This is a genomic window from Pseudomonas sp. A-B-19, from assembly GCF_019947515.1.
Taxonomy (GTDB): domain Bacteria; phylum Pseudomonadota; class Gammaproteobacteria; order Pseudomonadales; family Pseudomonadaceae; genus Aquipseudomonas.
On record NZ_JAGYGN010000049.1, the window covers coordinates 1 to 24566 of the forward strand.

Annotated in this window: 21 protein-coding genes and 1 pseudogene; 12 read left to right on the forward strand and 10 right to left on the reverse strand. The window is 59.1% G+C overall.

The genetic code is table 11. The features are described from left to right. Positions 1 to 7: 7 nt before the first annotated feature. A pseudogene (chrA, locus tag KGA81_RS29405) lies at positions 8 to 1344 on the forward strand (chromate efflux transporter). A 106-nt stretch (positions 1345 to 1450) separates the two neighbouring features. Here chrA and KGA81_RS29410 read toward each other — a convergent pair. Next, positions 1451 to 2233 (reverse strand): DeoR/GlpR family DNA-binding transcription regulator, encoded by a 783-nt coding sequence (locus tag KGA81_RS29410; protein ID WP_223551109.1) that lies wholly within the window; start codon positions 2231 to 2233, stop codon positions 1451 to 1453. Between the two features lie 426 nt (positions 2234 to 2659). On the opposite strand from KGA81_RS29410, the gene speF reads away from it, so the two are divergent. Continuing rightward, a complete protein-coding gene (speF, locus tag KGA81_RS29415) occupies positions 2660 to 4843 on the forward strand; it encodes an ornithine decarboxylase SpeF (protein WP_223551111.1) in 2184 nt (727 codons plus the stop codon). Positions 4844 to 4892: 49 nt separating this feature from the next. Here the strand turns inward: speF and ppk2 are convergent, their stop codons facing one another. Together ppk2 and KGA81_RS29425 are read right to left on the reverse strand one after the other, a co-directional pair. After that, positions 4893 to 5711 (reverse strand): polyphosphate kinase 2, encoded by an 819-nt coding sequence (ppk2, locus tag KGA81_RS29420; RefSeq protein WP_223551113.1) that lies wholly within the window; start codon positions 5709 to 5711, stop codon positions 4893 to 4895. A gap of 58 nt (positions 5712 to 5769) precedes the next feature. Beyond that, the gene (locus KGA81_RS29425; protein WP_223551115.1) at positions 5770 to 7491 is read right to left on the reverse strand and encodes a SulP family inorganic anion transporter; all 1722 of its coding nucleotides are present in this window, start codon (positions 7489 to 7491) and stop codon (positions 5770 to 5772) included. A 323-nt stretch (positions 7492 to 7814) separates the two neighbouring features. Here KGA81_RS29425 and KGA81_RS29430 point away from each other — a divergent pair, with 323 nt between their 5' ends. After that, on the forward strand, positions 7815 to 8267 hold the full coding sequence (locus KGA81_RS29430; RefSeq protein ID WP_223551117.1) for a hypothetical protein: 453 nt from the start codon (positions 7815 to 7817) through the stop codon (positions 8265 to 8267). Between the two features lie 246 nt (positions 8268 to 8513). Here the strand turns inward: KGA81_RS29430 and KGA81_RS29435 are convergent, their stop codons facing one another. Both KGA81_RS29435 and KGA81_RS29440 read right to left on the reverse strand, forming a co-directional pair. Then, a complete protein-coding gene (locus tag KGA81_RS29435) occupies positions 8514 to 8996 on the reverse strand; it encodes a hypothetical protein (protein WP_223551119.1) in 483 nt (160 codons plus the stop codon). Positions 8997 to 9116: 120 nt separating this feature from the next. Further along, complete coding sequence (locus KGA81_RS29440) at positions 9117 to 9566, reverse strand: anti-virulence regulator CigR family protein (RefSeq protein WP_223551121.1); 450 nt, start codon at positions 9564 to 9566, stop codon at positions 9117 to 9119. Between the two features lie 391 nt (positions 9567 to 9957). On the opposite strand from KGA81_RS29440, the gene KGA81_RS29445 reads away from it, so the two are divergent. Then, positions 9958 to 10194 (forward strand): hypothetical protein, encoded by a 237-nt coding sequence (locus KGA81_RS29445; RefSeq protein ID WP_223551124.1) that lies wholly within the window; start codon positions 9958 to 9960, stop codon positions 10192 to 10194. A gap of 190 nt (positions 10195 to 10384) precedes the next feature. Continuing rightward, positions 10385 to 11122, forward strand: coding sequence for a hypothetical protein (locus tag KGA81_RS29450; protein ID WP_223551126.1), 738 nt, complete (start codon positions 10385 to 10387; stop codon positions 11120 to 11122). A gap of 33 nt (positions 11123 to 11155) precedes the next feature. Here KGA81_RS29450 and KGA81_RS29455 read toward each other — a convergent pair whose 3' ends face one another. Further along, positions 11156 to 11959 carry a hypothetical protein gene (locus KGA81_RS29455; protein WP_223551129.1) on the reverse strand — a complete coding sequence of 268 codons (804 nt, stop codon included), beginning with the start codon at positions 11957 to 11959 and terminating at the stop codon, positions 11156 to 11158. 647 nt (positions 11960 to 12606) lie between these two features. Between KGA81_RS29455 and KGA81_RS29460 the strand changes: the two genes are divergently transcribed. From KGA81_RS29460 to KGA81_RS29470, 3 genes are all read left to right on the forward strand, one after another. Beyond that, entirely contained in the window at positions 12607 to 12897 is a 291-nt protein-coding gene (locus KGA81_RS29460; RefSeq protein ID WP_223551131.1) for a fructose-bisphosphate aldolase, read from the forward strand. A gap of 302 nt (positions 12898 to 13199) precedes the next feature. After that, positions 13200 to 14315: an AAA family ATPase gene (locus KGA81_RS29465; protein WP_223551134.1), complete on the forward strand. Its 1116-nt coding sequence runs from the start codon at positions 13200 to 13202 to the stop codon at positions 14313 to 14315. Continuing rightward, positions 14309 to 14893 carry a DUF4276 family protein gene (locus tag KGA81_RS29470; protein ID WP_223551136.1) on the forward strand — a complete coding sequence of 195 codons (585 nt, stop codon included), beginning with the start codon at positions 14309 to 14311 and terminating at the stop codon, positions 14891 to 14893. Before KGA81_RS29465 ends, KGA81_RS29470 begins: the two co-directional genes overlap by 7 nt. Positions 14894 to 15004: 111 nt before the next feature. Here KGA81_RS29470 and KGA81_RS29475 read toward each other — a convergent pair whose 3' ends face one another. The 4 genes from KGA81_RS29475 to KGA81_RS29490 form a co-directional block, all read right to left on the reverse strand. Beyond that, positions 15005 to 15553: a cupin domain-containing protein gene (locus tag KGA81_RS29475; protein WP_223551139.1), complete on the reverse strand. Its 549-nt coding sequence runs from the start codon at positions 15551 to 15553 to the stop codon at positions 15005 to 15007. Positions 15554 to 15957: 404 nt separating this feature from the next. Further along, positions 15958 to 17256 (reverse strand): NAD(P)/FAD-dependent oxidoreductase, encoded by a 1299-nt coding sequence (locus KGA81_RS29480; RefSeq protein ID WP_223551141.1) that lies wholly within the window; start codon positions 17254 to 17256, stop codon positions 15958 to 15960. 52 nt (positions 17257 to 17308) lie between these two features. Next, a complete protein-coding gene (locus KGA81_RS29485; RefSeq protein ID WP_223551143.1) occupies positions 17309 to 18799 on the reverse strand; it encodes an aldehyde dehydrogenase in 1491 nt (496 codons plus the stop codon). 190 nt (positions 18800 to 18989) lie between these two features. After that, positions 18990 to 20366, reverse strand: a complete 1377-nt coding sequence (locus KGA81_RS29490; protein ID WP_223551146.1) for a glutamine synthetase family protein — start codon at positions 20364 to 20366, stop codon at positions 18990 to 18992. Positions 20367 to 20650: 284 nt separating this feature from the next. Between KGA81_RS29490 and KGA81_RS29495 the strand changes: the two genes are divergently transcribed. The 4 genes from KGA81_RS29495 to KGA81_RS29510 form a co-directional block, all read left to right on the forward strand. Continuing rightward, a complete protein-coding gene (locus KGA81_RS29495; protein ID WP_223551148.1) occupies positions 20651 to 21412 on the forward strand; it encodes a gamma-glutamyl-gamma-aminobutyrate hydrolase family protein in 762 nt (253 codons plus the stop codon). 329 nt (positions 21413 to 21741) lie between these two features. Next, positions 21742 to 22884 (forward strand): ABC transporter ATP-binding protein, encoded by a 1143-nt coding sequence (locus tag KGA81_RS29500; RefSeq protein WP_223551150.1) that lies wholly within the window; start codon positions 21742 to 21744, stop codon positions 22882 to 22884. Then, positions 22881 to 23795 (forward strand): ABC transporter permease subunit, encoded by a 915-nt coding sequence (locus tag KGA81_RS29505; RefSeq protein WP_223551152.1) that lies wholly within the window; start codon positions 22881 to 22883, stop codon positions 23793 to 23795. The genes KGA81_RS29500 and KGA81_RS29505 overlap by 4 nt, the downstream gene beginning before the upstream one ends. Further along, positions 23792 to 24566 (forward strand): ABC transporter permease subunit (locus KGA81_RS29510; protein ID WP_223551154.1); only part of this gene is annotated, 775 nt, incomplete at its 3' end. The genes KGA81_RS29505 and KGA81_RS29510, both read left to right, overlap by 4 nt.

The following is a 24566-nucleotide window of genomic DNA, read 5'->3' on the forward strand; positions in this document are numbered from 1 at the left end:
CTCCCCGATCCCCCAACAGGATGTGCCGCTGCCCCGGTCCATCAGCCTGCGCGAAGCCTTCCTGTTCTGGCTCAAGCTCGGTTTCATCAGCTTTGGCGGGCCGGCGGGACAGATTTCGATCATGCATCAGGAACTGGTCGAACGCCGGCGCTGGATCTCCGAGCGGCGCTTTCTGCACGCCCTCAACTATTGCATGTTACTGCCCGGGCCTGAGGCTCAGCAGTTGGCGACCTACATCGGCTGGCTGATGCACCGAACCCGGGGTGGCGTGATCGCTGGCGGGCTGTTTGTGTTGCCGTCGCTGTTCATCCTGATTGCACTGTCCTGGGTGTACATCGCCTTTGGTGAAGTGCCCGTGGTTGCCGGATTGTTCTACGGGATCAAGCCGGCGGTCACGGCAATCGTGGTGCAGGCGGCTCACCGGATCGGCTCGCGGGCGCTGAAGAACGGCTGGTTATGGGGCATCGCCGCCGCATCCTTCGTGGCCATTTTCGTGCTCGACTTGCCGTTTCCGTTGATCGTGCTCGGCGCAGCGGTCATCGGTTTTTTCGGCGGACGCCTGGCGCCGGAAAAATTCAGGACCGGTGGCCACAGCACAGCGAAAAAGTCCTTCGGTCCGGCCGTGATCGACGACGACACCCCAACCCCTGAACACGCCCGTTTCAGTGGCTTGAGGCTGGCGCTTCTGGCCGTTATCGGTGCGATCTTGTGGACACTGCCCATGGCCATGCTCACCGCACTGTTCGGCTGGGAAGGCACGCTGACCCAGATGGCCTGGTTCTTCACCAAGGCCGCGCTGCTGACATTCGGTGGCGCCTACGCAGTGCTGCCGTACGTCTACCAGGGCGCGGTCGGTCACTACGGATGGCTGACGCGACGCAGATGATCGACGGCCTGGCGCTCGGTGAAACCACGCCCGGTCCGTTGATCATGGTCGTCGCCTTCGTCGGCTTTATCGGCGGCTACGTGCATCAGGTCTTTGGCCCGGACCAGGTCTTTGTCGCAGGCGCCATAGCCGCCACGCTGGTGACCTGGTTCACCTTCCTGCCTTCGTTCCTGTTCATCCTCGCCGGCGGGCCGCTGGTGGAGTCGACGCACAACGAACTCAAATTCACCGCGCCGCTGACGGCCATTACGGCCGCCGTGGTGGGCGTGATTCTCAATCTGGCCTGTTTCTTTGCCTACCACGTGCTTTGGCCCAAGGGCTTCGAAGGACGGCTGGACTGGCCTTCGCTGCTGATCGCCATCGTGGCGGGTATTGCATTGCTGCGGTTCAAGCGCGGGGTAATCGAGGTGTTGATCGGCTGCGGGCTGATCGGCCTCGGTGTACACCTGATGTTCTGAATCAAACATTTACACGCGCCACAATCCCTGTAGGAGTTGGCTTGTCGGATCGCCGCACCGCCGCGAAGGGGCCGGAACATTCAATACAAATGCCAGCGAAAAATGCTCAAGCCTGCACCACCTCGATCCCCAGCACCCGGTAGTCCTCGACATTGCCCGACGCCACATGCCGTTCGGTGATCAGCGTGTGCACGCGGTTGCAAGGCGCGACGACAAAGGGCTCCACCGCACCGAGCTTGTCCGCGGTGGTGACGGCGATCACGTGGGAAGCGCAGTCGAGCATCGCCTGTTTCACCGGCACTTCATCAAAGTGCAGTGAGCTCAAGCCCACCTGCGGGTGTATCGCGCAGACCCCGGTAAACAACAGGTCGGCCTTGATGCCCGCCAGCAGCCGCTGGGTTTCGTGACCGCTGGCCGACAGCGTCGCCGGGTTGAGCTGGCCGCCGGCCAGGATCACCTTGATGCCTTTGTATTCGGACAGGGTAATGGCCGTCATCGGTGACGCGGTGATCGCGGTGATGACGATGTCCGCCGGCAGCGAACGCGCGATCTGCAAGGTGGTGGTGCCGGAGTCGAACACCACGATCTGACCGTTCTGCACCCGTTGCGCGGCCAGTTGCGCCAGATGGGTTTTCACCTCGTCGGTTTCGCTGATCCGGGTGAAATAGTCCTTGCCCGTATCCTTGGGTCGCGGCAAAGCCCCGCCGTGCACCCGCTGCACCAGGCCGGCGCTGGCCAGCTCTGCCAGATCGCGGCGGATGGTGTCTTCGGACACCGCGAAATGCTGGCTCATCTGCGAGGCCATGACCTTGCCGTCACGTTCGAGGATCAACAGGATTTTTTGCCGGCGCACTGACGGAAGTTCGGCTGCAGAATGGTTGTCGTGCATGTTTTTGCTCGTTTATGCATGTAATTGCGTGTTACCCGAGAGTATCTGCAACCCGGCGCAAAAACAACGAACCGGCCAGGTATCATTTTTTTCGATCTTTCAAATCATTACGCCGAATTTTTCATTTTCCTGTGACCTGTTCAAGATGGCGCCGTCACTCATGTTTTGGATGGAAACTTCATGAATATCAATTTTGCCTTTGCGTGCATGATCGTGGTCTCGTTCACGATTGCACTGGTACACGCCTGACCGACAGGTCGTGAGGCGTCAAGATGTGCAAGGTCGGGGTAAAAAGCCTGACAGATCAGGAATATGCTCTATAAACAGTGGTGTCACGATTTCCGATCAGGGGAACTGGAAGGCTCCCCCGGAAGTTGATCTCTAAAAAGCTGCGGACAATTGAGTGCCCGCCAGGAGACACCACCGATGAAAGCCCTGAAAATCGCCGCCAGTGAAGGCGCCTCCGCTTGTTTCCTGAACGCCCGGGAGGTGGTCCCGCTCAGTCACACCGACTTCACCGACGTCGCCGTGGCCGTGGTGTCGGTCAATGATGTGTTGGCCGGATCCCTCGACGCCATTCAGCGCACCGGTTTTGATATCCCGATTTTCCTGGTGGCGTCCCCCGGCACTAGCACCCACCCCCGGGAAGTCTACAAACACCTCAATGACGTGCTGCTGCAAGTGAACGGCATCTTCGACCTGTCCCCCAGCAACGTCGAATACCACGGTAACCAACTCGAGACCGCCGCCAAGGCCTATGAAGAAAGCCTGCTGCCGCCGTTCTTCGATGCGCTCAAGCACTACACCGAAGCCGCCAACGCGACCTTTGCCTGCCCCGGCCATCAGGGCGGCCAGTTCTTTCGAAAGCACCCGGCCGGCCGGCAGTTTTTCGACTTCTTCGGCGAGACGCTGTTTCGCGCCGACATGTGCAACGCCGACGTCAAGCTCGGCGACCTGCTGATCCACGAAGGCCCGGCACTGCTGGCGCAGAAACATGCGGCCAGGGTGTTCAACGCCGACAAGACCTACTTCGTGCTCAACGGCACCTCGGCCTCGAACAAGGTGGTGACCAACGCCCTGTTGACCCCGGGCGATCTGGTGCTGTTCGACCGCAACAACCACAAGTCCAATCACCAGGGTGCGTTGTTGCAGGCCGGTGCCACGCCGGTCTATCTGGAAACCGCGCGCAACCCTTACGGCTTCATCGGCGGCATCGACGCCCACTGTTTCGAAGAAAACTACCTGCGCGAGCTGATCGCCGAAATCGCCCCGGACAAGGCGCAGCTGCCACGGCCGTTCCGCCTGGCGATCATTCAACTGGGCACTTACGACGGCACCGTGTACAACGCCCGGCAAGTGGTCGACCGCATCGGCAAACTGTGTGACTACATCCTGTTCGACTCGGCGTGGGTCGGTTACGAACAGTTCATTCCAATGATGAAGGATTGCTCGCCGCTGTTGCTCGATCTGGGCGAGAACGACCCGGGCATCTTCGTCACCCAGTCGGTGCACAAACAGCAGGCCGGTTTCTCCCAGGCCTCGCAAATCCACAAGAAAGACCGGCACATCAAGGGGCAGGCCCGCTACTGCAACCATCACCGGCTCAACAATGCCTTCATGGCCCGGGCCTCGACGAGCCCGTTCTACCCGCTGTTCGCCTCGCTGGATGTCAACGCGCGCATCCACTCAGGCCGCAGCGGCCTGCGCCTGTGGGAAGACTGCGTGAAGTTCGGTATCGAAGCGCGCAAGTTGATCCTCGAAGCCTGCACCCTGGTCCGCCCGTTCGTGCCGGATACCATTGAAGGGCGTGCGTGGGAGGACTATCCAACGGAAGAAATCGCCAGCGATATCCGCTTTTTCGAGTTCCATCCCAAGGACCGCTGGCACGCCTTTGCCGGCTACGCCGAGAAGCAGTACTTCATCGATCCCTGCAAACTGCTGTTCACCACGCCGGGCATCGACCCGGTGGACGGCAGCTACACCGACTTCGGCATTCACGCCGGCATCCTGGCCAATTTCCTGCGCGAGAACGGCATCGTCCCGGAAAAGTGCGACCTGAACTCGATCCTGTTCCTGCTCACGCCGGCCGAAGACTGGGCGAAGATGACCCACCTGGCGGCACAGATCGCCCGCTTCGAACGCTTCGTTCAGGACGACGCACCGATGAGCCGGGTGCTGCCGGCCATCTACGCGCAGCACCAGGAACGCTACCGCGACTACACCATCCGCCAGCTCTGCCAGGAAATGCACGATCTGTACCGCAGCCACAATGTGCAGCAATTGCAGAAGGACATGTTCCGCAAGGCACACTTTCCAAAAAAGGCCATGAACCCGCAGCAAGCGCAAATCGAGTACATCCGTGGCAACGTCGAACTGGTGGCGCTGGCGGAGGCTGACGGGCGCATTGCCGCCGAGGGTGCGTTGCCTTACCCGCCCGGTGTGCTGTGTGTAGTGCCGGGTGAGATCTGGGGTGGCGCGGCGCTCAAGTACTTCCTGGTCCTGGAAGAAGGCATCAACCGCTTGCCCGGTTTCACGCCGGAGTTGCAGGGGGTGTACCTGAAGCAGGAAGGCGGTCGTACCCGGGCGTATGGGTACGTGATCAAGGCCTGATGTCAGGCGGCAGGAGCCGGCGCGGGCCGGCTCCTGCCCAATGCATCGATCAGAACTTTTCCGCGATGAACTTGTATGGATAGTTCGGATCCCGATAGTTGCCGGGACTTTGGCGCTTGGGCAGCTTCACTTTCGCCCGCGGTACTTCTTCATAAGGAATACTGTTCAGCACATCACTGATGATGTTCAGCCGCGCCCGCCGCTTGTCATTGGAGTTGGTGACCCGCCAAGGGGCGAATCTGGTGTCGGTATACTTGAACATGTCGTCCCGGGCACGGGAGTAGTCGTACCAGCGGTTGTAGGACTTGAGGTCCATGGGTGACAGCTTCCAGATCTTGCGCCCGTCGGTGATACGCGCCTTGAGGCGTCGGGTCTGTTCTTCCTGGCTCACCTCAAGCCAGTACTTGATCAGGATGATTCCCGATTCGACCAGTGCCTGCTCGACGCGCGGCGCCACGGTGAGAAACGTGCGCACCTGCTCTTCGCTGCAAAAACCCATGACCCGCTCGACACCGGCGCGGTTGTACCAGCTGCGATCGAAGATCACCACTTCACCGGCCGCCGGCAGGTGCGGCAGATAACGTTGCAAATACATCTGGCTTTTTTCCCGGTCGGTGGGTGCCGGCAACGCCATCACCCGGAACACTCGCGGGCTGACCCGTTCGGTCAGCGCCTTGATGGTCCCGCCCTTGCCGGCACCGTCACGGCCCTCGAAGATGATGCAAATCTTCGCGCCCGTGTGCTGCACCCACTCCTGCAGCTTGACCAGCTCGACGTGCAGCTTCGCCAGTTCCTCGAGATACACCTTGTTCCTGAGCTTGTCGCCTTCGACCGGTTTGCTTTTCGGTGCTGCCTTCTTCTTTGCCATGCCCGTTACCTCCTTCAATGCGTTACACGGCGTCCGGAGTGCGCCCGGCCGCGTTCATTCAGCCTCGACTGCGCTGGTAGTGTTCAACCGCCTGCTCCAGATTCAGGAACATGCACGCCTCGCCCAACGTATGGCCCAAGGGTGCCTTGATGACCATGTCCCATACGCCCGGGCTCATGCCCACCAGCCACAATGAAATGCCTTTTTCGCGCATTCGCTGTTCCGCTCCGGTGAGCATTTTCAGGGCCGTGTATTCGAGGTCGAACACGCTGCGCAGGTCCAGGACCACGACTTTGGGGGTCGCCCCATCAATCAGCGGCCGGATCTTTTCGGCGATGCGCTCGGCGTTGGCGAAAAAAATCCGCCCTTCAGGCCGAAGCAACAGCAGCCCGTCAAAGTGTTCGTCATTGACGTGGTCGTCGGACTGCGGGCGATAGACATTGGTGCCGGGCTTGCGTCCCAGGACATGCACGGGCGGGTCCGAGACCTGATACGCCAGGGCCAGCAACGAGACGATAATCGCCACGACGATCCCTTGCAGCGTGCCCAACAGCATCACGCCGATCATCGCCACCACGGCCCAGGCAAATTCGGTACGGCGAACCGACAGGATCTCGCGAAACTCCGCCGGCTCGATCAGGCCCACCGAATACACAATCACCACGGCAGCGAGCGTGGCGTTGGGCATCAGGCCAATCAGCGGCGCCAGCAGCAGGCAAGTACCCAAAGCCAGTGCTGCGGTGACCAGCGCGGCCAGTTGCGAACGGGCGCCGGCCAAACGGTTCACAGCGGTTTGAGTGGTCCCGCCACCGGCGACCATGGCCCCGAGAAATGCGCCGCCGATGTTGGCAACGCCGGTGGCCAGCAGCTCCCGGTTCGGTTGTGGCGCGGGCTCGTCACTGCGGGCGAACGCGCGCCCCGCCGCGATGGTTTCAGTGAAACTCATCAGCGCGATGCCCATCGCCGAAGGCCACAGGGTTTCGGCCAGCGACCACACCGGCAGGGTCGGCGCAGGCAATCCGATCGGCACCAGGCCGACGGCGGACACACCAAAGCTCTCCAGGCCAAACAGGCTCATGCCAAGGATGCCCAGCGCCACCGCAATCAAGGGTGCGGGCAGTCGTGGCGTAAAACGCTTCATGCCGACCAGCAGCAAGACCATGAACACGCCGACCGTCACCGTCGGCAGCGAGGCGTGACCGACGCTCTGTACCGTGGCCACCAGGTTGTGCAGGAAACCACCTTTGTCGATGTGAGTACCGAGCAGTTTGGGTAGCTGGTCGAGCACGATGACCACGCCGATGCCGGCCTTGAAGCCCACCAGCACCGGTTCGGAAATGAAATTGGCGACGAAGCCCAGGCGCAGCAATCCCGCGACGATGAGGATCGCGCCCACCATCAGGGCCAGCGTGGCGGAGCCCGCGAGCAAGGTCGCCGCATCACCAGTGGGGCTGATCTGGCCCAAGGCGGAACCGGCGAGAATGGCCAGGGTGGTCGTAGTGCTGACACTGAGCGGGCGCGACGTACCGAGCACGGCATAGATCACCATCGGCACCAGCACCGTGTACAGCCCGACCTGCACCGGCAGACCGGCAATGGTGGCGTACGCCAGCGCCTTGGGAATGACCACCGCCGCTGCCGTCAGCCCGGCGACCACATCGCCTCGCAGCCAGTCGGGCCGGTAATTGTCGAGCCATTGCGGGACCAACAGGCTGCGCACGGTACCCCGCGGTGGAGTGCCAGGACTGCGCTCTTGCGGATGGCTGCCTTGTTGATTCATGAGTCGCTCCAGTCGTAAATCGTCCCATGCGGATGATGAGTAGACTCAACTGACCGCACAATCCTTTAACTGCACGCGTAACCACCGCAAACCTTCATCGGCAGCGAAGCGCGTGTGCCAGCAGGCAGTCCACGCCGGCTCGACCAGTTACAAATGTAGCCGGTTTACACGGCCACGCCGCCAGATGACTGGCGAAGGGGACAGACGCCCCACCCTCACCGGTCAAAAATGCAAAGCCTTATAGGGACGACGTCATGAAAGCGATAAATGAGCTATACCGGCTAACTCCCCCCATTGCAGTTCTTCAGCTCAGGAGTTTGGCAATGAAGCTCAAAACCTCACTGGCAGCACTGATGGTTGCGGCAAGCCTTTTCGGCTGCACCACTTCATCGACTCACGGCGTGAACGTCCCCCTGGTCGCCACCCGGCAGAACGCCGGTCAGATCGGCACCGTCACGTTGACGGACTGGGACAAGAAAACCGGGCTCAGTTTCTTCGTCAGCGGTGTTCCAACCGGGGTCATCCTGCCCTTGCGTCTTTACTCTTTCATCAATAACGGCGGCTGCCAGCAACCCGGGTCAGTCGCCTACGCGATGAACGACACCGTCAACACCGAACGCCAAGCCGTACGTGGCTGGTCTTTTACCAGAACCGCACCTGTGCCGTTGCAGACCCTGCTTGACGGCAAGTATTCGGTGGTCGTGCGCACGGCTGCGACCGATGGCAACGTCGATATTTTCTGCGGGGATATCAAGGCTGAAATGTTAGCGAAATAGCTGCGACCCATTCAGGCCGGCCCTCGATACCACTCGTGCCACCCGTTGTCCGGTGCGAGCGGTGGCGCCTGGTGAGTGCAGATGGAGCAGGTAGAAGCCGAGTTCACGAACCTGTCATTACTCACTGATAACGCCCTGGCGCTTTTGCGTGTCCGTGTAATGTCCGGCGATCAAATTCCAAATGCAAAAAACCCGCATTTGAGCGGGTTTTTTGCTTTTCAGAAACCGATGTCTACAACTACGAACTCAATGGGATTTTTTCGAGGTCGACAGCCCGGCTTTACTCAAGCCTTTGGTGTTGTGATCACCTGGTGTCGAGGCCGAAATAGCGCTGGCCTTGGCGACGCCACGGGTATCGGAGTGGGCGAGACCCGAGGTCGTGGTGCCATGACCGTTATCGTCATTGCGCTCACTACCGTAGTGGTTCCCGCTCAGGCCACGGTCGCGCACGGATTTGCCAGCATGGTCGCTGTCCAGCCCGTTGCCGCGGCCGTTACTGCCGGAGTGGCCTGTACCGGCGTGTCCGCCACCCATACCGCCGCCGTGGCCTCCACCGTTTCCGCCGCCGTTTCCACCGCCGTTTCCACCGCCGCCGCCGTTTCCGCCACCGCCACCATCCTTCGCGTATGCGGAACCCATGATCGACAGGCCATCAGGGAGCAGCGGGGCGGCTGCAAGCATCATGGCGCATGACATTACAGCAACGAGACTCTTGTTTTTTAAAAGCATGATGGCTTCCGTAGGAGGTTGATATCGCGTGACGTATGACGCGATATCCCTCCAACAGTTCAAATACCACGACAAATGGCTGAAGCACCTTGAGTCAGCGGGAAGACTACCTTCCACACTTTAATCAAACGCACCGTCGAGAATTTCATAGACAAGCCCGGTGGCCAGCGCAACCAGGATCAGGTCCGTGCCGACTTGCTGCCATTCGTAGCCATCATAATGAGGCAGCCTGCCGACCAGTCGGCCATCCAGTTTTTTGGCAATGCCGGGTGGAAGCGGCTTGCCTCGGGCGAGGTTCTTTTGAATACCCGGTGGCAAATCAGGCCCAGGGCTCCAGTAGCCCGTATTCACGCCAATGATCTCGAGCACGCTGCCACGGTTGATGCTCGGGCCATTGCTCCAGTCCCCACCACCGCCGGAATTCTTGTTCTTGTTGCCATGACCGCCCTGGTTGCCATGGTTGACCTTCCCGTTTCCCTGGCCATTACCGGGATCGGCCAGCGCCGTCACCGAGCCGCAAACCAGAGTCAAACAGGTAACAGCTGCAATCAATGATCGAGTCCTGAACATGATTCATTCCTTCGCGGTGGGGAATATTCCCTGAAATTTAGACGATATACACGGAGTTGGTTCCGTCGAGTCACCAAGCGCCAGACCGTCTACGCTCATCCGATCGAAGCCTTGCAGGCGTTTGCCGAAGGATGGGGCTTGTCTAATACCTCGTATGGAATTCCATTCGGCCCGAGATACTCGCCGCAACCTTCTTCGATGCGAATCCACGCTTGATACGTCGAAGATACTTCAATGCCTGGCGCTGTTTCCCGATTGTTACCTCAGCGCCGCAGTTGTCACTTCTGCGCCGCCGAACTGGCCAATAGAGTATGGCCGTCGGTGTGGAACAGGCTCGTCGACTTGTCGGCCCGCACTGGCACCGATCCCCCCATCACGGAAGAGGTGAATCATGAGTTTCGTCAAAGTGGAAAAAAACCAGAGCAGCGCCCCGTCGGATAACGACATGAAAAAAGCCATGATCGAGTCGGGCGGCCAGCCGGGCGAGGTCACCGGGAGCAATGCCGCCCGCACCCTGACCTACACCGGCGTGGTCAATCACACGGTGTACGAGAACAAGTTGATCGAGATCGCCAGGGGCAAACGCACCAGCTGGAACTTCGTCTGGGCCGATGCCCGGGCCGCCTGAGGTCAAGGCGGGGCGGCCGATCGGCTGCCCCGCTGACTCAGCCCCTGATACAACCCCGATACCCGCTTGTAACACCAAGACACTTAGCCGCCCTGCCCCTCGCCCCTAGAGTGAAGCCATCAATGGACTGCAGCGCCAAGCGCCAGCAGCCCATTGTTTGCCCAACACACCACCAAGGAAGAGGGAAACCATGAGCAAATCAATCGCTGTCAGCCAACAGAGCCAGCAGCTTCACAATGATGTGCAAGAAGCCGTCAAGTCGATCATGGGTGCAACGCAACTGAAGGCGGCAGATTACGGCCGGGTACTGAGGTCGGCCCTGGCGGCTTCGCAAAAAACCGTCACCATCGAAATCGCCGCCGGCGACCTGACGCTGCTGAAGAAGTCCGGCTACAAACTGTGCTTTGCCAAGAAAGTGGGTGACGCCGACTACAACGTGGTCTGGCAGTCCTATGACGCTTACCTGAGCAACAACGAGTTCAGCTGGACGCCGCAGTATCAGCTGTTCGCCTCCAACGTGTTCAAGGAAAACGTACAAGTCAAAGTCTCGACCAACACCGTCAACATTGGCCTGGGGCAAACCTCGACACTTGATGAAAGCGGCCTGCTGAGCCCGGCGGTAACCGGTGGCCCGGACATTTCCCTGACTTTCGTGAACAACTACGCGCCGATTCATCCGGGGGTCAACCAGTTGTCCACCGGCATCGATGGCATTCAGGTCAGTACGCCAATCTACGTGGCCGTAAACCAGGTCGTCACCGGCAATACCGTGCTGACCCCGGTGGAAACCATCCTCGTGTGGTTCGAACAGAACGTACAAACCAGCACCATGTTCAGTACCTCACGCTCCAAGGCGATCGAAATCGATTTGACGTTCGATAACACCGCAGGTCGCCTTTACGAAGGCGGTCAGTGGAAAACCGTGTAACCGTCATGCCGGGGCAACCTTGCGGTTGCCCTTTCACTCCTCTTTGCCCGCCGTGGCGAAGTAGCCCGTCAGCGAGCGACAGATCGACTGCGCAAGGTCCTCCTGGGTGGCGATGCCATAGGGTCGATCACGATCGAACTGCGCCGACCAACGAATCCGCCCCTGCGCCACATCCACCAGGCGCAATGACGCTCGCACCCGCGAAGGCTCGACCCGCACGCTGCCCTCCAGGCAAAAGCTGTAACGCCCGCCACGCTTGAAGTCCGGTACCGGCTCGCTGTTGCGTGCCACCCGCATCAACACATGATTGGTCCCGGTCTGCGCCTGCTCGAACGACTCGAACAGTCGGCAGCTCAACTCCTCGCACAAGCCCCGGGTAAAGTCGTTGCCATCGCGGGTGAGGCAGGTAAACGGCTGGATCTGGACCACAGGATGGCGAGTGCCGACGCCCTTGGGCCGCAGCCGCTGATAGGTCAAGCGATAACACCCGGGTGGAATGCACAAACGCACCGGGTCCTGCTGGCCGTTACCGGCGTAATGCGCTGCGAGCTTGCGCCGCAAGCGCCCCACCTGCACTCGCACCACCGGATCATCGCCCGTGCAATACACTGCCGGGTCACGACGAAACACCGCGATGCCGATGGCGTGTTCAGTCAGCGGCGTATTGCATGGCTGAAGGTCGTGTTCGACCAGAAAGCGCAACAGGCTGCCCATGCGCCTGGACTTGGCAAACAATGGGCTGACCAGCAACAGCGCCAGCACCCGTTCGATTTCTTCCCGATCGAGCGGCTCGGGAACCTGCGCCGCAGTCGAATCGGCCAAGCATTTGATCACCATCGCCTGCCTCCGTGCAGGTTGCCGACAGAAATGGATGTCGCACTCCGTGATTACCTTTGCAGCATGAGCAGGAATGGGGCTCGGGTACTGCAACGACCAAGCGTAGCAGCCGTGTCGATATCGGCAGGCAATTGCGATGGTAGCAACCCGCCATCCGACGAACGTTCAATCCTGGCGTCTGAAAAATTTGTAGGACTTGTCCCTTTGCGGCAAGGGAGCTTGCTCCCGCTGGGCTGCGAAGCAGCCCTCATCTATTGCAACTCATTTCCTCAGACACACTGCAGTGCCCGGTTTTACGGCGGCAGAGCCGCCGAACGGGAGTAAGCTCCCTCGCCACAGGGGCATTTAGCGTCCTACAGGCCGGTTGCAGCCGTCGAAATCGATGCTTATGGTTGGGCAATCGCTGGCTAATTCGGCGATAGGGTTTCGCAGCCCTATAGATACGTGTAGTAACCTTGCAAGCCCACCACGTCACTGAAGGTCGCACCTGCGCCCATCTGTCGTTTTATGGTGGCTGTGTGTGGGAGATCTTCGGGTCTGCCGGGTTCCTCGTATCCTCGGTCTGCGAACCCGCACATAGCTACCACCCCATTCGATTCGCAGCGACCGGGAGTAGCTCTTCTTACAGATACGAGGAAGTTTTGCTTATGACTGCTAACAATCCGCATCGCCGCTTCACCCCCATGAAACAAATCGCCACCAGCTACCCCGTCCTCCTCATCGACAGTGACGCCCCGCTGCGCGAACTCCACAACTGCGCCGCCGAACGCCTCAACGCCGTCCTGCAATACCTCAACCTCATGGCCTGCACCAGCCTCCCTGACTACGCCGAAAACGACATCAACACCGTCACCAACATCTCACGGATTCTGCTTCAGGATGTGCGGGATGTGTTTGGCGTGATTGAGTTGCGGGGGTTTGAGGTGTCCAAAGGGTAGTGATGACTTAACCATGAAAACCGCTTCGGCGGTTTTTTCCTACTCAGGCTCGTATTTTCGAAGCAGCTACCGGAGATTTACCGAAGAGACCTAAGCTCGAAAACTAAAATAAGACACACTTCGACCCGGGATCCCGAAAAGTTAATCGTGGCTGGCCGATTTCGGCTAGGAGCGGACATTCCAATTTGTCTATAGAATCAGGGGCCATTGAGCGGAACACGTTATGAAAACTGATTTCATGCACCTGACCTCAAAGTTTTCTGGGCGGGGATACAGTGACTGAGGAAAGCTGAGGATTGGCGATGAAAATTGAATACCTCGAGATCAAGGGCTTCAAGAGCGCGGCAAACGTTATCCTGAGGGATGCGCCAGCCTTTACCGCTCTAGCCGGCTCCAATGGTGCAGGTAAAAGCAATATCACTGATGCGTTCGCTTTTCTGGGAGCGGTAGTAAAACGTGGGGCTGCACAAGCGATCCGCGACTTTGGAGGTTTCCAGCAGATTCATTGCTTCAAGCATCGAAAGGAAAAGCGCACGACAATCTCGTTTGCCATCAGAATCAATCTCAATGGAGAAATATTCGACTACAACCTGAAAATATCCGGAATAGACCGGGTACCTCAGGTACTTGAAAGTCTAAAAATCGATGGCAATCAGATCATAGATCGCAAGAGCAGTAATGAGACACGGATTACCTTAAGTGATACGCATGGCATGCAGCTCTTACCTGAGTATGCGCAAGACATGACCGCGCTAATGCTGCTCAGCCATACACCACTGTATCGAATGCTCACCAATATCCAAGTATTTCGAATCGACCCGCTAGAAGCTAAAGAGCCTGACAGCTCAACAGCTGACGCTACGACGCTAGATAGTCATGGCAGGAACGTGGCAACGATGTTGTCAATTTTGGAGAGAAATGAGCGCTTTCGTGACCAGGTTCTGGAATGGATAGAACTGATCGTACCTGGCATGGAAAGCGTGTCCACCGAAAAACAGAGACTGGATGGCTCTACGGTGATCACATTCAAGGAAGAAGGAACAAAAGCTCGTTTCCCAGCACGTTTGATTTCCGATGGGACAATTTATGCGCTCTGCATTATGACTGCGGTGTTCAGTCGGGCAGGGAAATCAGGCATGACAATCATAGAGGAACCAGAGCGCGGAATTCATCCGAAGGCAATCGGCGAATTAGTACAACTGATGCGTGAAAATGCTTCGGTAGAGCACCCCATTTTCATAACTACCCATAGCGAATCTGTCGTACGTAACCTCGACCTTGAAGAGCTTTGGTTGGTAAATAAAGAGGATGGTAAAACCAAGATCAAGTGTGCTTTAGAATCAGCAGTAAATAAAAAGGAAATACCGTTGGATACCGCGTGGCTGACCAATCTTTTTGATGGGGGGCTGCCATGGTAAAGGTTGGATTTATCGTTGAGGGTGATAGCGAAAAAATCGTTATCGAATCTTCCGACTTCAAAGCTTTTTTGCAGGAAAACGATTTTGAGTTGGTCAATCCCGTAGTCAATGCCAAAGGTGGCGGCAACCTATTGCCGCAAAATATCGATGCCTATCTGGGACGTCTAAATCAGCAAGCGGTAGACATCATCGTTGTGTTGACTGATCTTGAGGACGAAGTCTCTGTTGACCTTGTCAGAGAACGCATCGAAAACGCACGAATAAATAGCATTTTCGTCGCTGTAAAAGCATTAGAGGGGTGGTTCCTGGCTGATTCACTTGCCATGAACAAATGGCTCGGAATTGACGACTTCAATGAGCAACAGCCCGAGCAGACGCAGAACAAACCATGGGATCGTTTAAAAGAAATATCCAATTCATTGGGCAAACGTGGGCCGGGTAACAAAACTGCATTTGCAAAGAAGATGACGAAACACTTTGGTTTCAGCATTCGCCAAGCAGCCTTGCACCCACAGTGTCCAAGTGCGCTAGAGCTTGTTCGCTATTTTGTTGAGCAGAACCGACCTAATCATGGTTGATCGAGGAGCTGATCAGGATTGCCTCGCGTTGTGACTGAGCAATTGTATAGAAAAAGGCCTTGATCATTCAGGGCCTTGTCGTTTCTGGCATATTCAACTTCCCTTTTTCCTTTAGAAGTTCGCCGGTGTGTTGGCACTGATGATTTCCGCCTCATCCGCCCCGATATTGCGAAACCGGTGCGGCAAGGTCGTCGGGAAGTAGTAGCCATCCCCGGCGTTGAGCACGCTCACCTGGCCATCCACGGTCAATTCCACCGTGCCACGGGTCACCAACCCACACTCCTCGCCTTCGGCATGCACGATCGGCTCTTCCCCGGAACTGGCGCCCGGCGCGTATTGCTCGCGCAGCAAGCGCATTTGCCGGCTCGGCACGGACGCGCCGATCAGCAGCAGGCGCAGGCCATGGCGGCCGAGGTCGGGCTGTTCGTTGGCGCGGAAGACGTACTGGTGTTCGCGCGGTGGCTGATCGAAGGTAAAGAAGTCGGCCAGGGACATGGGGATGCCCTCCAGCAATTTCTTCAGGGAGCTGACGGAAGGACTGACCCGATTCTGTTCGATCAGGGAGATGGTTGCATTGGTGACGCCGCTACGCCGGGCCAGCTCGCGCTGGGACATTTTGTAGCTTTCGCGTACTAATTTGAGTCGTGAGCCCGTGTCCATGACAGCCTTATGTGCCAACCCGTAGGAGCGAGCTTGCTCGCGATTGCGATTTTAGCCTCAACATCGATGTTGATTGAACCGGCGCTATCGCGAGCAAGCTCGCTCCTACAGGGATAATGGAAGGGTGGAGAGCAGGCGCGGATCACGCCGTTTTCCGGTCCCGGAAACGTGAAAGGCGGCTATTAAATCATGTTTGTTCGTAATGCTCAGCAGGTTCGATAAACGGCAGTATATGCAGGAGCGAGCTTGCTCGCGAAAAACCCGATGGCGCCGAGGTGATTCAGGTTTCCCGCGTCATCGTTGACTTCCTTCGCGAGCAAGCTCGCTCCTACAGAGGATTTGCGGTGCGGCTGAGATAAAAAACCGGCGGCACCTTTTGGGGGATGCCACCGGCGAGGTAAAGCTTAGATCCCGAAACGGTCGCGCAGCGAGTAGTACACGGCACCGAGGGCGGTCAACGGCGCCGAGAAAGTGCGCCCGCCGATCATCGGCATGTGCGGCAAGGATGCAAACGCGTCGAAACGCTCGGCGTCGCCACGGATCATTTCCGAGATCAGTTTGCCGGCCAGGTGCGAGCAAGTGACTCCGTGGCCGCTGTAGCCCTGCATGTAATAGGCGTTCTTCTCGATACGGCCGAATTGCGGCATGCGCGACATGGTCAGCAGGAAGTTGCCGGTCCAGCGGTAGTCGATCTTCACGTCCTTCAATTGCGGGAAGGTCTTGAGAATCTTCGGGCGGATCAGTTGTTCGATGTCGTCCGGCTCGCGCGCACCGTAGACCACGCCGCCGCCGTACAGCAGGCGGTTGTCCGCGGTCAGGCGGTAGTAGTCGAGCAGGTAGTTGCAGTCTTCGACGCAGTAGTTGTTCTTGATCAGACTACGCGCTTGCTGCTCCGACAACGGCTCGGTGACGACGATCTGCGAACCGCACGGCATGCTCTTGCTGGTCACACGATTGTCCAGGCCCTGCGGCAGGTAGGCGTTACCGGCGATCAGCAGGTACTTGGCCTTCACCACGCCTTTTGCAGTGCGTACGGTGATGGGCTCGCCGTAGGTGATTTCCACCGCCGCCGATTGCTCGTAGATCTTGCCGCCCAGGCCGATGATGGCCGAGGCTTCGCCGAGAGCCAGGTTCAGTGGGTGAATGTGGCCGCCCTGCATGTCCAGCAGGCCACCGACGTAGGCGTCGGAGCCGACTTCGCGCTTGATGTCGGCCGCGCCGAGCATTTTCAGGTTCTTGTTGCCGTAGCGTTCCCAGCTCTTCTTCTGCTCGGCCAGGCCCTTGAGTTGCTTCTTGTTCATTGCCGCGAAGATACCGCCGGGACGGTAATCGCACTGGATGTCGTAGTGCTGTATGCGCTGACGGATGATATCGGCGCCTTCGAAAATCATGCTGCCGAGAACTTCGGCGGTCTTGTCGCCGTAACGTTCTTCGATGACATCGACGTCGCGACTGTAGGAGTTGACCAGTTGGCCGCCGTTGCGACCGCTGGCACCAAAGCCGACTTTGGCCGCTTCGAGCACGGTCACGCTGTAGCCCGCTTCGGCGAGGAACAGCGCCGAGGACAGGCCGGTGTAGCCGGCGCCGATCACACAGACGTCGCAGTCCACCGCCCCTTCCAGCACCGGGAAATCGCCGGTGAAGTTGCGGGTGGCGGCGTAGTAGCTGTTTACATGCTGTTGGTTAAAAGAGTCTTGTTTCATACAGTTCTCCGATGGCCGCCGACAACGTGCCGGCGACCGCCGTTTAAAGGTCTTAGAGCTTGATCCAGGTCGCTTTGAGTTCGGTGTACTTGTCGAACGCGTGCAGCGATTTGTCCCGACCGTTACCCGACTGCTTGAACCCACCGAACGGCGCGGTCATGTCGCCGCCGTCGTACTGGTTAACCCAGACGCTGCCGGCACGCAGGCCACGGGCGAAGGTGTGGGCCTTGCTCAGGTTGCTGGTCCAGACGCCGGCGGCCAGGCCGAAGATGCTGTCATTGGCAATCGCCAGGGCTTCATCGAAGGTGTCGAAGGTGATGACCGACAGCACCGGGCCGAAGATTTCTTCCCGGGCGATGGTCATGGCGTTGGTCACGCCGTCGAAAATCGCCGGTTCCAGGTACAGGCCACCGGTGTCCTCGAGGGTGCGGCTGCCGCCGGCGATCAGTTGACCGCCCTGCTGCTTGCCGACTTCGATGTAGCGCAACACGTTTTCCAGCTGACGCTGATCGACCACCGCGCCGACCGTTGTTGCAGGGTCCAGCGCATGCCCCGGTTTCCAGGCTTGCAGCGCCTCGACCAGCAGCGGGATGAACTGCTCGCGAATCGAGCGCTCCACCAGCAGGCGTGAACCGGCGGTGCAGACTTCACCCTGGTTGAAGGCGATGCCGCTGGCCGCTGCCTGTGCTGCCGCGCGCAAGTCCGGCGCGTCGGCAAACACCACGTTCGGGCTCTTGCCCCCCGCTTCGGCCCAGACGCGTTTCATGTTGCTTTGCCCGGCGTAGATCATCAGTTGCTTGGCAATCGCCGTGGAGCCGGTGAAGGCCAGTACGTCGACGTCCATGTGCAGCGCCAGCGCCTTGCCGGCGGTGTGGCCGTAGCCCGGCAGGACGTTGAACACGCCTTTCGGGATGCCGGCATCGAGTGCCAGCTGGGCGATGCGGATCGCCGTCAGCGGGGATTTTTCCGAAGGCTTGAGGATGAACGAGTTGCCCATCGCCAGGGCCGGGGCGAATTTCCAGCTGGCCATGATCAGCGGGAAGTTCCACGGCACGATGGCCGCGACCACGCCGACGGCTTCGCGGGTCACCAGGCCAAGCTGGTCCTGGGGCGTGGCGGCGACTTCGTCGTAGATCTTGTCGATGGCTTCGGCGGTCCAGCGGATCGCGTTGGCGGTCGCCGGAATGTCGATGCTCATCGAATCGCTGATCGGCTTGCCCATGTCGAGGGTTTCGAGCAGGGCCAGTTCTTCCTGGTTGGCCAGGATCAGGTCGGCGAAACGGATCAGGACACGCTTGCGCTCGGCCGGGGCCAGGTTGGCCCACACGCCGGATTCGAAGGTACGGCGTGCCACGGCGACTGCGGCGTTGGCGTCGGCTTCGTCGGTGCTGGCGACGTTCGCCAGGAAACGACCGTCCACTGGGCTTGTGCATTCGAACGTGGCGCCACTGGCGGCCGCGCAGTATTGGCCGTCAATGAATGCGCGACCTTCGATAGAGAGGGACTGGAAGCGTTGCTCCCAGTCGCTGCGAGTGTTTGTCATGGTTGTGACTCGACGCAGGGGAATATTGGATATCGGTGTGTCAGACGACGGGTGCTGGCTGATAGACCGTTTTCGCTGGCAAGCCAGCTCCTACAGTTGATCCATGCCGCTCACAGATGCCGCGCCCGACACACAACCCTGTAGGAGCTGGCTTGCCAGCGAAGGCTGTGCATCAGGCGACATCGATGAATCAGACGGTGTGCAAGTACCAGTTGTACTCAAGGTCGGAAATTGAGTTCTCGAACTCGGCCAGCTCGCTTTCCTTGCATGCCACGAACACGTCGATGTACAGCGGGTCGATGTACCTGGCCATGACTTCGCTGTCGTCCAGTTCGCGCAGGGCATCGCGCAGGTTGTTCGGCAGGCTCTGCTCGTTCTGCTCGTAGCTGTTGCCTTCCACCGGGGCGCCCGGTTCGATCTGGTTGGTCAGGCCGTGGTGAACACCGGCCAGGACCGACGCCATCAGCAGATACGGGTTGGCATCGGCGCCCGCTACCCGGTGTTCGATGCGCACGGCGTCGGATGAACCGGTCGGTACACGCACGGCCACGGTACGGTTATCGATGCCCCAGCTCGGCGAGTTGGGCACGTAGAACTGTGCGCCGAAACGACGGTACGAGTTGACGTTCGGGCAAAGGAACGCCATCTGCGCCGGCAGGGTCTCGAGCACACCGCCGATCGCATGACGCAGCGCGGCGTTCTGCTCGGGATCCTCGCTGGCAAAGATGTTGTTGCCTTCTTTATCGAGAATCGAAATGTGCACGTGCAGACCGTTGCCCGCCTGGCCCGGATACGGCTTGGCCATGAAGGTGGTGTCCATCTCGTGGTCGTAGGCGATGTTCTTCACCAGACGCTTGAGCAGAACCGCGTAGTCGCACGCCTTGATCGGGTCAGCCACGTGATGCAGGTTGACTTCGAACTGCGCCGGGGCGCTTTCCTTGACGATGGCGTCGGCCGGGATGCCCTGCTCCTTGGCGCCTTCCAGAATGTCCTGGAGGCAGTCGACGTATTCGTCGAGATCGTCGATCAGGTACACCTGGGTCGACATCGGACGCTTGCCGGATACCGGCGAACGGGGCGATTGCGGACGACCGTTCACGTTGTCCTGGTCGATCAGGTAGAACTCCAGCTCGAACGCGGCGCAGATGGTCAGGCCCATGTCGTCGAACTTGCGCACGATATTGGCCAGCACTTCACGCGGGTCGGCGAAGAATGGCTCGCCTTCGAGTTCGTGCATGGTCATCAGCAGTTGCGCAGTCGGGCGCTTCTGCCAGGGTTCGATGCAAAGGGTGCCCGGGATTGGGTAGCAGATCCGGTCGGAGTCGCCGATGTCCAGACCCAGGCCGGTGCTTTCCACCGTGGAGCCATTGATGTCCAGAGCAAACAGGGACGCCGGCAGGTTGATGCCTTTCTCGTAAACCTTATGAAGACTGGTGCGCTCGATGCGCTTGCCGCGCACCACACCGTTCATATCCGCAATCAGAAGGTCGACGTACAAAACCTCAGGATGTTTCTTAAGGAATGCGTTTGCTTCGTTGAGTTGAACGGCACGCAGAGGGACCGACATGATGCACCTATTTTTTTACTGTTAATTATTATGTTCACCGCCCTTTCACGAAGCCAGTCAATCCGAAAGGCAAAGTGAAGTCAATAGCGAACACCCAGCCTTTCAACCTTTATTTTCGGGCCTTTCAGAAGGAGGAGTGTGCCGGATACGCCCTCAAACACGCGTAAACCCTGAAGATCGGACGTGCGGCGTTTAGAATTTTTTACATGAGAGTTGTTAATTAAAATCAACAAGGCTAAGCTCCGGAAAAGCTCGTTCAAGTGTCAAACTTCGAGGTGATAAAAATGGCATTCAAGCCATTGATCGGCGTTACTGCGTGCGTCAAACAGATTGGCCTGCACCCCTACCACATCAGCGGTGACAAGTACTTGCGTGCTGTCAGCGTTGCGGCGCAGGGGCTGCCTGTCGTTATTCCTTCTTTGGCTGAACTGACCGAAATCGAAGATCTGCTGCCGCAGCTCGACGGTCTGTTGCTGACCGGCTCGCCGTCGAACGTGGAACCCTTCCACTATCAAGGCCCCGACAGCGCCCCCGGTACGGAGCACGATCCGCAACGGGACCGCACCACCCTGCCGCTGATCCGGGCCGCTATTGCAGCGGGCGTTCCGGTCCTCGGCATCTGCCGTGGCTTCCAGGAAATGAACGTGGCGTTCGGTGGCAGCCTGCATCAGAAGGTCCATGAGCTCCCTGGCTTCCTTGATCACCGTGAAGCCAATCACCCGGACCTGGCCGTGCAATACGCTCCCGCTCACGCGGTGAATGTGCAGCCCGGTGGCGTGTTCGAAGCGCTGGACCTGCCTGCGGTGTTCCAGGTCAACTCGATTCACAGCCAGGGCATCGAGCGCCTCGCGCCCGGCCTGCGCGCTGAAGCCGTCGCGCCCGATGGCCTGATCGAAGCGATCTCGGTCGAGCACAGCCAGGCGTTTGCCCTCGGCGTGCAATGGCACCCGGAATGGCAAGTGCTGGACAACCCTCCTTACTTGAGTATTTTCCAGGCGTTCGGCCAAGCCTGCCGGCAACGGGCGGCACTGCGTCACTCGAGCTGACGACCTGAAACACACATTCAACGATTGACTGCCCACCGCGAGCAGGCAGGCGCTTGTGCGTGCCTCGCTCGCGAAAACAACACACTGCGATAACAACAAGTACGACCAGGCAGCCAGGATGGCGGCGCCGAATAAACCCGGCAGGTGCGTCACCCCGTAGGAGCTGGCTTGCCAGCGAAGAGGCCCGAACAGTCGACATCAGTGTTGACTGGCAGGCCGCCTTCGCTGGCAAGCCAGCTCCTACAGGGGACCGCAATCGGCAGGGTTTGTAATCCACTATTAAGCCGGGCCGTGTTGGCCGGGCGACTGAAACCTGTTGGGAGTTTCACATGGCAAACGCCTCCAGCATCTACAGGAAGGCTCTTGAGGGTCACCAGGCACCGAAAAAGGTGTTGGTGAAAGTCGATCGCGTCACCAAGAAATTCGACGAAACCACCGCTGTGGACGACGTGTCCCTGGAAATCCATCAGGGTGAAATCTTCGCCCTGCTCGGCGGTTCGGGATCGGGCAAATCCACGTTGCTGCGCATGCTCGCAGGTTTCGAGCGCCCGACCGAAGGCCGGATTCTGCTCGACGGTGTCGACATCACCGACATGCCGCCGTACGAACGACCGATCAACATGATGTTCCAGTCCTACGCGCTGTTCCCGCACATGACGGTGGCGCAGAACATCGCCTTCGGCCTCAAGCAGGACCGTTTGCCAGCGGCCGAAATCGAAGCCCGCGTGCAGGAGATGCTGCGCCTGGTGCACATGACCCAGTACGCCAAGCGCAAACCGCACCAACTGTCCGGCGGCCAGCGTCAGCGCGTGGCCTTGGCCCGCTCCCTGGCCAAGCGGCCGAAACTGCTGCTGCTTGACGAACCGATGGGCGCACTGGATAAAAAGCTGCGTTCGCAAATGCAGCTGGAGCTGGTGGAGATCATCGAGCGCGTGGGCGTGACCTGCGTGATGGTGACCCACGACCAGGAAGAGGCCATGACCATGGCCGAACGCATCGCGATCATGCACCTGGGCTGGATCGCCCAGATCGGCAGCCCGGTCGACATCTATGAAGCGCCGGTCAGCCGCATGGTCTGCGAATTCATCGGCAACGTGAACGCCTTCGACGGCACCGTTGTAGAAGACCTGGAAGGTCACGCGATCATCCACAGCAAGGATCTGGAGCAGAAGATCTACGTCGGTCACGGCGTCAGCACTTCGGTGCAGGACAAGTCGGTTACCTACGCGATCCGTCCGGAAAAACTGCTGGTCAGCACCGTCAAGCCTGAGCACCGCTACAACTGGTCCAGCGGCAAGGTGCATGACATCGCCTATCTGGGCGGGCACTCGGTGTTCTACGTCGAGCTGCCTGGCGGCAAGATCGTCCAGTCGTTCATGGCCAACGCCGAACGCCGTGGCGCACGTCCGACCTGGGACGAGCAGGTCTACGTGTACTGGGAAGACGACAGCGGCGTGGTACTGCGCGCATGAAAACCTTCAATCAGCAATTCCTGAGACTGGTCCCCAGCGGGCGCAAGCTCGTCATCGGGATTCCATTCATCTGGCTGTTCCTGTTCTTCATGCTGCCGTTCTTCCTGGTGATGAAGATCAGTTTTTCGGAAGCAGCCCTGGCCATTCCGCCGTACTCGGAGATCTACACCTTCGCCGAGCAGAAATTTCAGCTGCTGTTGAACCTCGGTAACTACAGCCTGCTGACCCAGGACGAACTGTACATCTCGGCGTACCTCGGCTCGTTGAAAGTCGCGTTGCTCAGCACGATGATGTGCCTGGTGATCGGTTTCCCGATGGCCTACGCGATCACCAAGGCCAGCAAGGAAGCGCAAAACGTCCTGCTGCTGTTGATCATGATGCCGACCTGGACCGCGATCCTGATCCGCGTTTACGCGTGGATGGGCATCCTCAGCAACAACGGTTTGCTCAACGCATTCTTGATGTGGACCGGGCTGACCTCGGCGCCGATCGAGATCCTCAACACCAACACCGCCGTCTACATCGGGGTCGTTTACGCCTACCTGCCGTTCATGGTGTTGCCGCTGTACGCCAACCTGGTCAAGCACGATGGCAGCCTGCTGGAAGCCGCGTCGGACCTGGGTTCGAGCAACTTCAACAACTTCTGGAAAATCACCGTGCCTTTGGCCAGGAACGGCATCATCGCCGGCTGCATGCTGGTGTTCATTCCGGTGGTCGGTGAGTTCGTGATTCCGGAACTGCTGGGCGGCCCGGAAACCCTGATGATCGGCCGTGTGTTGTGGCAAGAGTTCTTCAACAACCGCGACTGGCCGGTGGCGTCTGCCCTGGCGGTGGTGATGCTGTTGATCCTGATTGTGCCGATCATTCTGTTCAACCGCAGTCAGGCCAAAGAGATGGAGGCACGGGGATGAAACGCTTCGGATTTTCAAAGTTCATGCTGATTTTCGGCCTGTCGTTTATCTACCTGCCGATGCTGATTCTGGTGATCTACTCGTTCAACGCCTCCAAACTGGTGACGGTGTGGGGTGGCTGGTCGATCAAGTGGTACGCCGGCCTGCTCGACAATTCGCAATTGATGGGCTCGGTGGGGCGCTCGCTGGAAATCGCCTGCTACACCGCCATCGCTGCAGTCGCACTAGGGACGTTAGCCGCGTTCGTTCTGACCCGCGTTACACGCTTCAAGGGCCGTACCCTGTTCGGTGGCCTGGTCACCGCGCCGCTGGTGATGCCTGAGGTGATCACCGGTCTGTCGCTGTTGCTGCTGTTCGTGGCCATGGCGCAGTTGATCGGCTGGCCGCAGGAACGCGGCATCGTCACCATCTGGATCGCCCACACCACGTTCTGCGCAGCCTACGTGGCGGTGGTGGTCTCGGCGCGTTTGCGCGAGCTGGACCTGTCCATCGAAGAGGCGGCCATGGACCTGGGGGCGAAGCCGTTCAAGGTGTTCTTCCTGATCACCATTCCGATGATCGCCCCGTCGCTGGCAGCGGGCGGCATGATGTCCTTCGCGCTGTCGCTGGATGACCTGGTGCTGGCGAGCTTCGTCTCGGGTCCGGGTTCCACGACCCTGCCGATGGAAGTGTTCTCGGCGGTGCGTCTGGGGGTCAAGCCCGAGATCAACGCCGTGGCCAGCCTGATCCTGTTGGCGGTGTCGATCGTGACCTTCATGGTCTGGTTCTTCA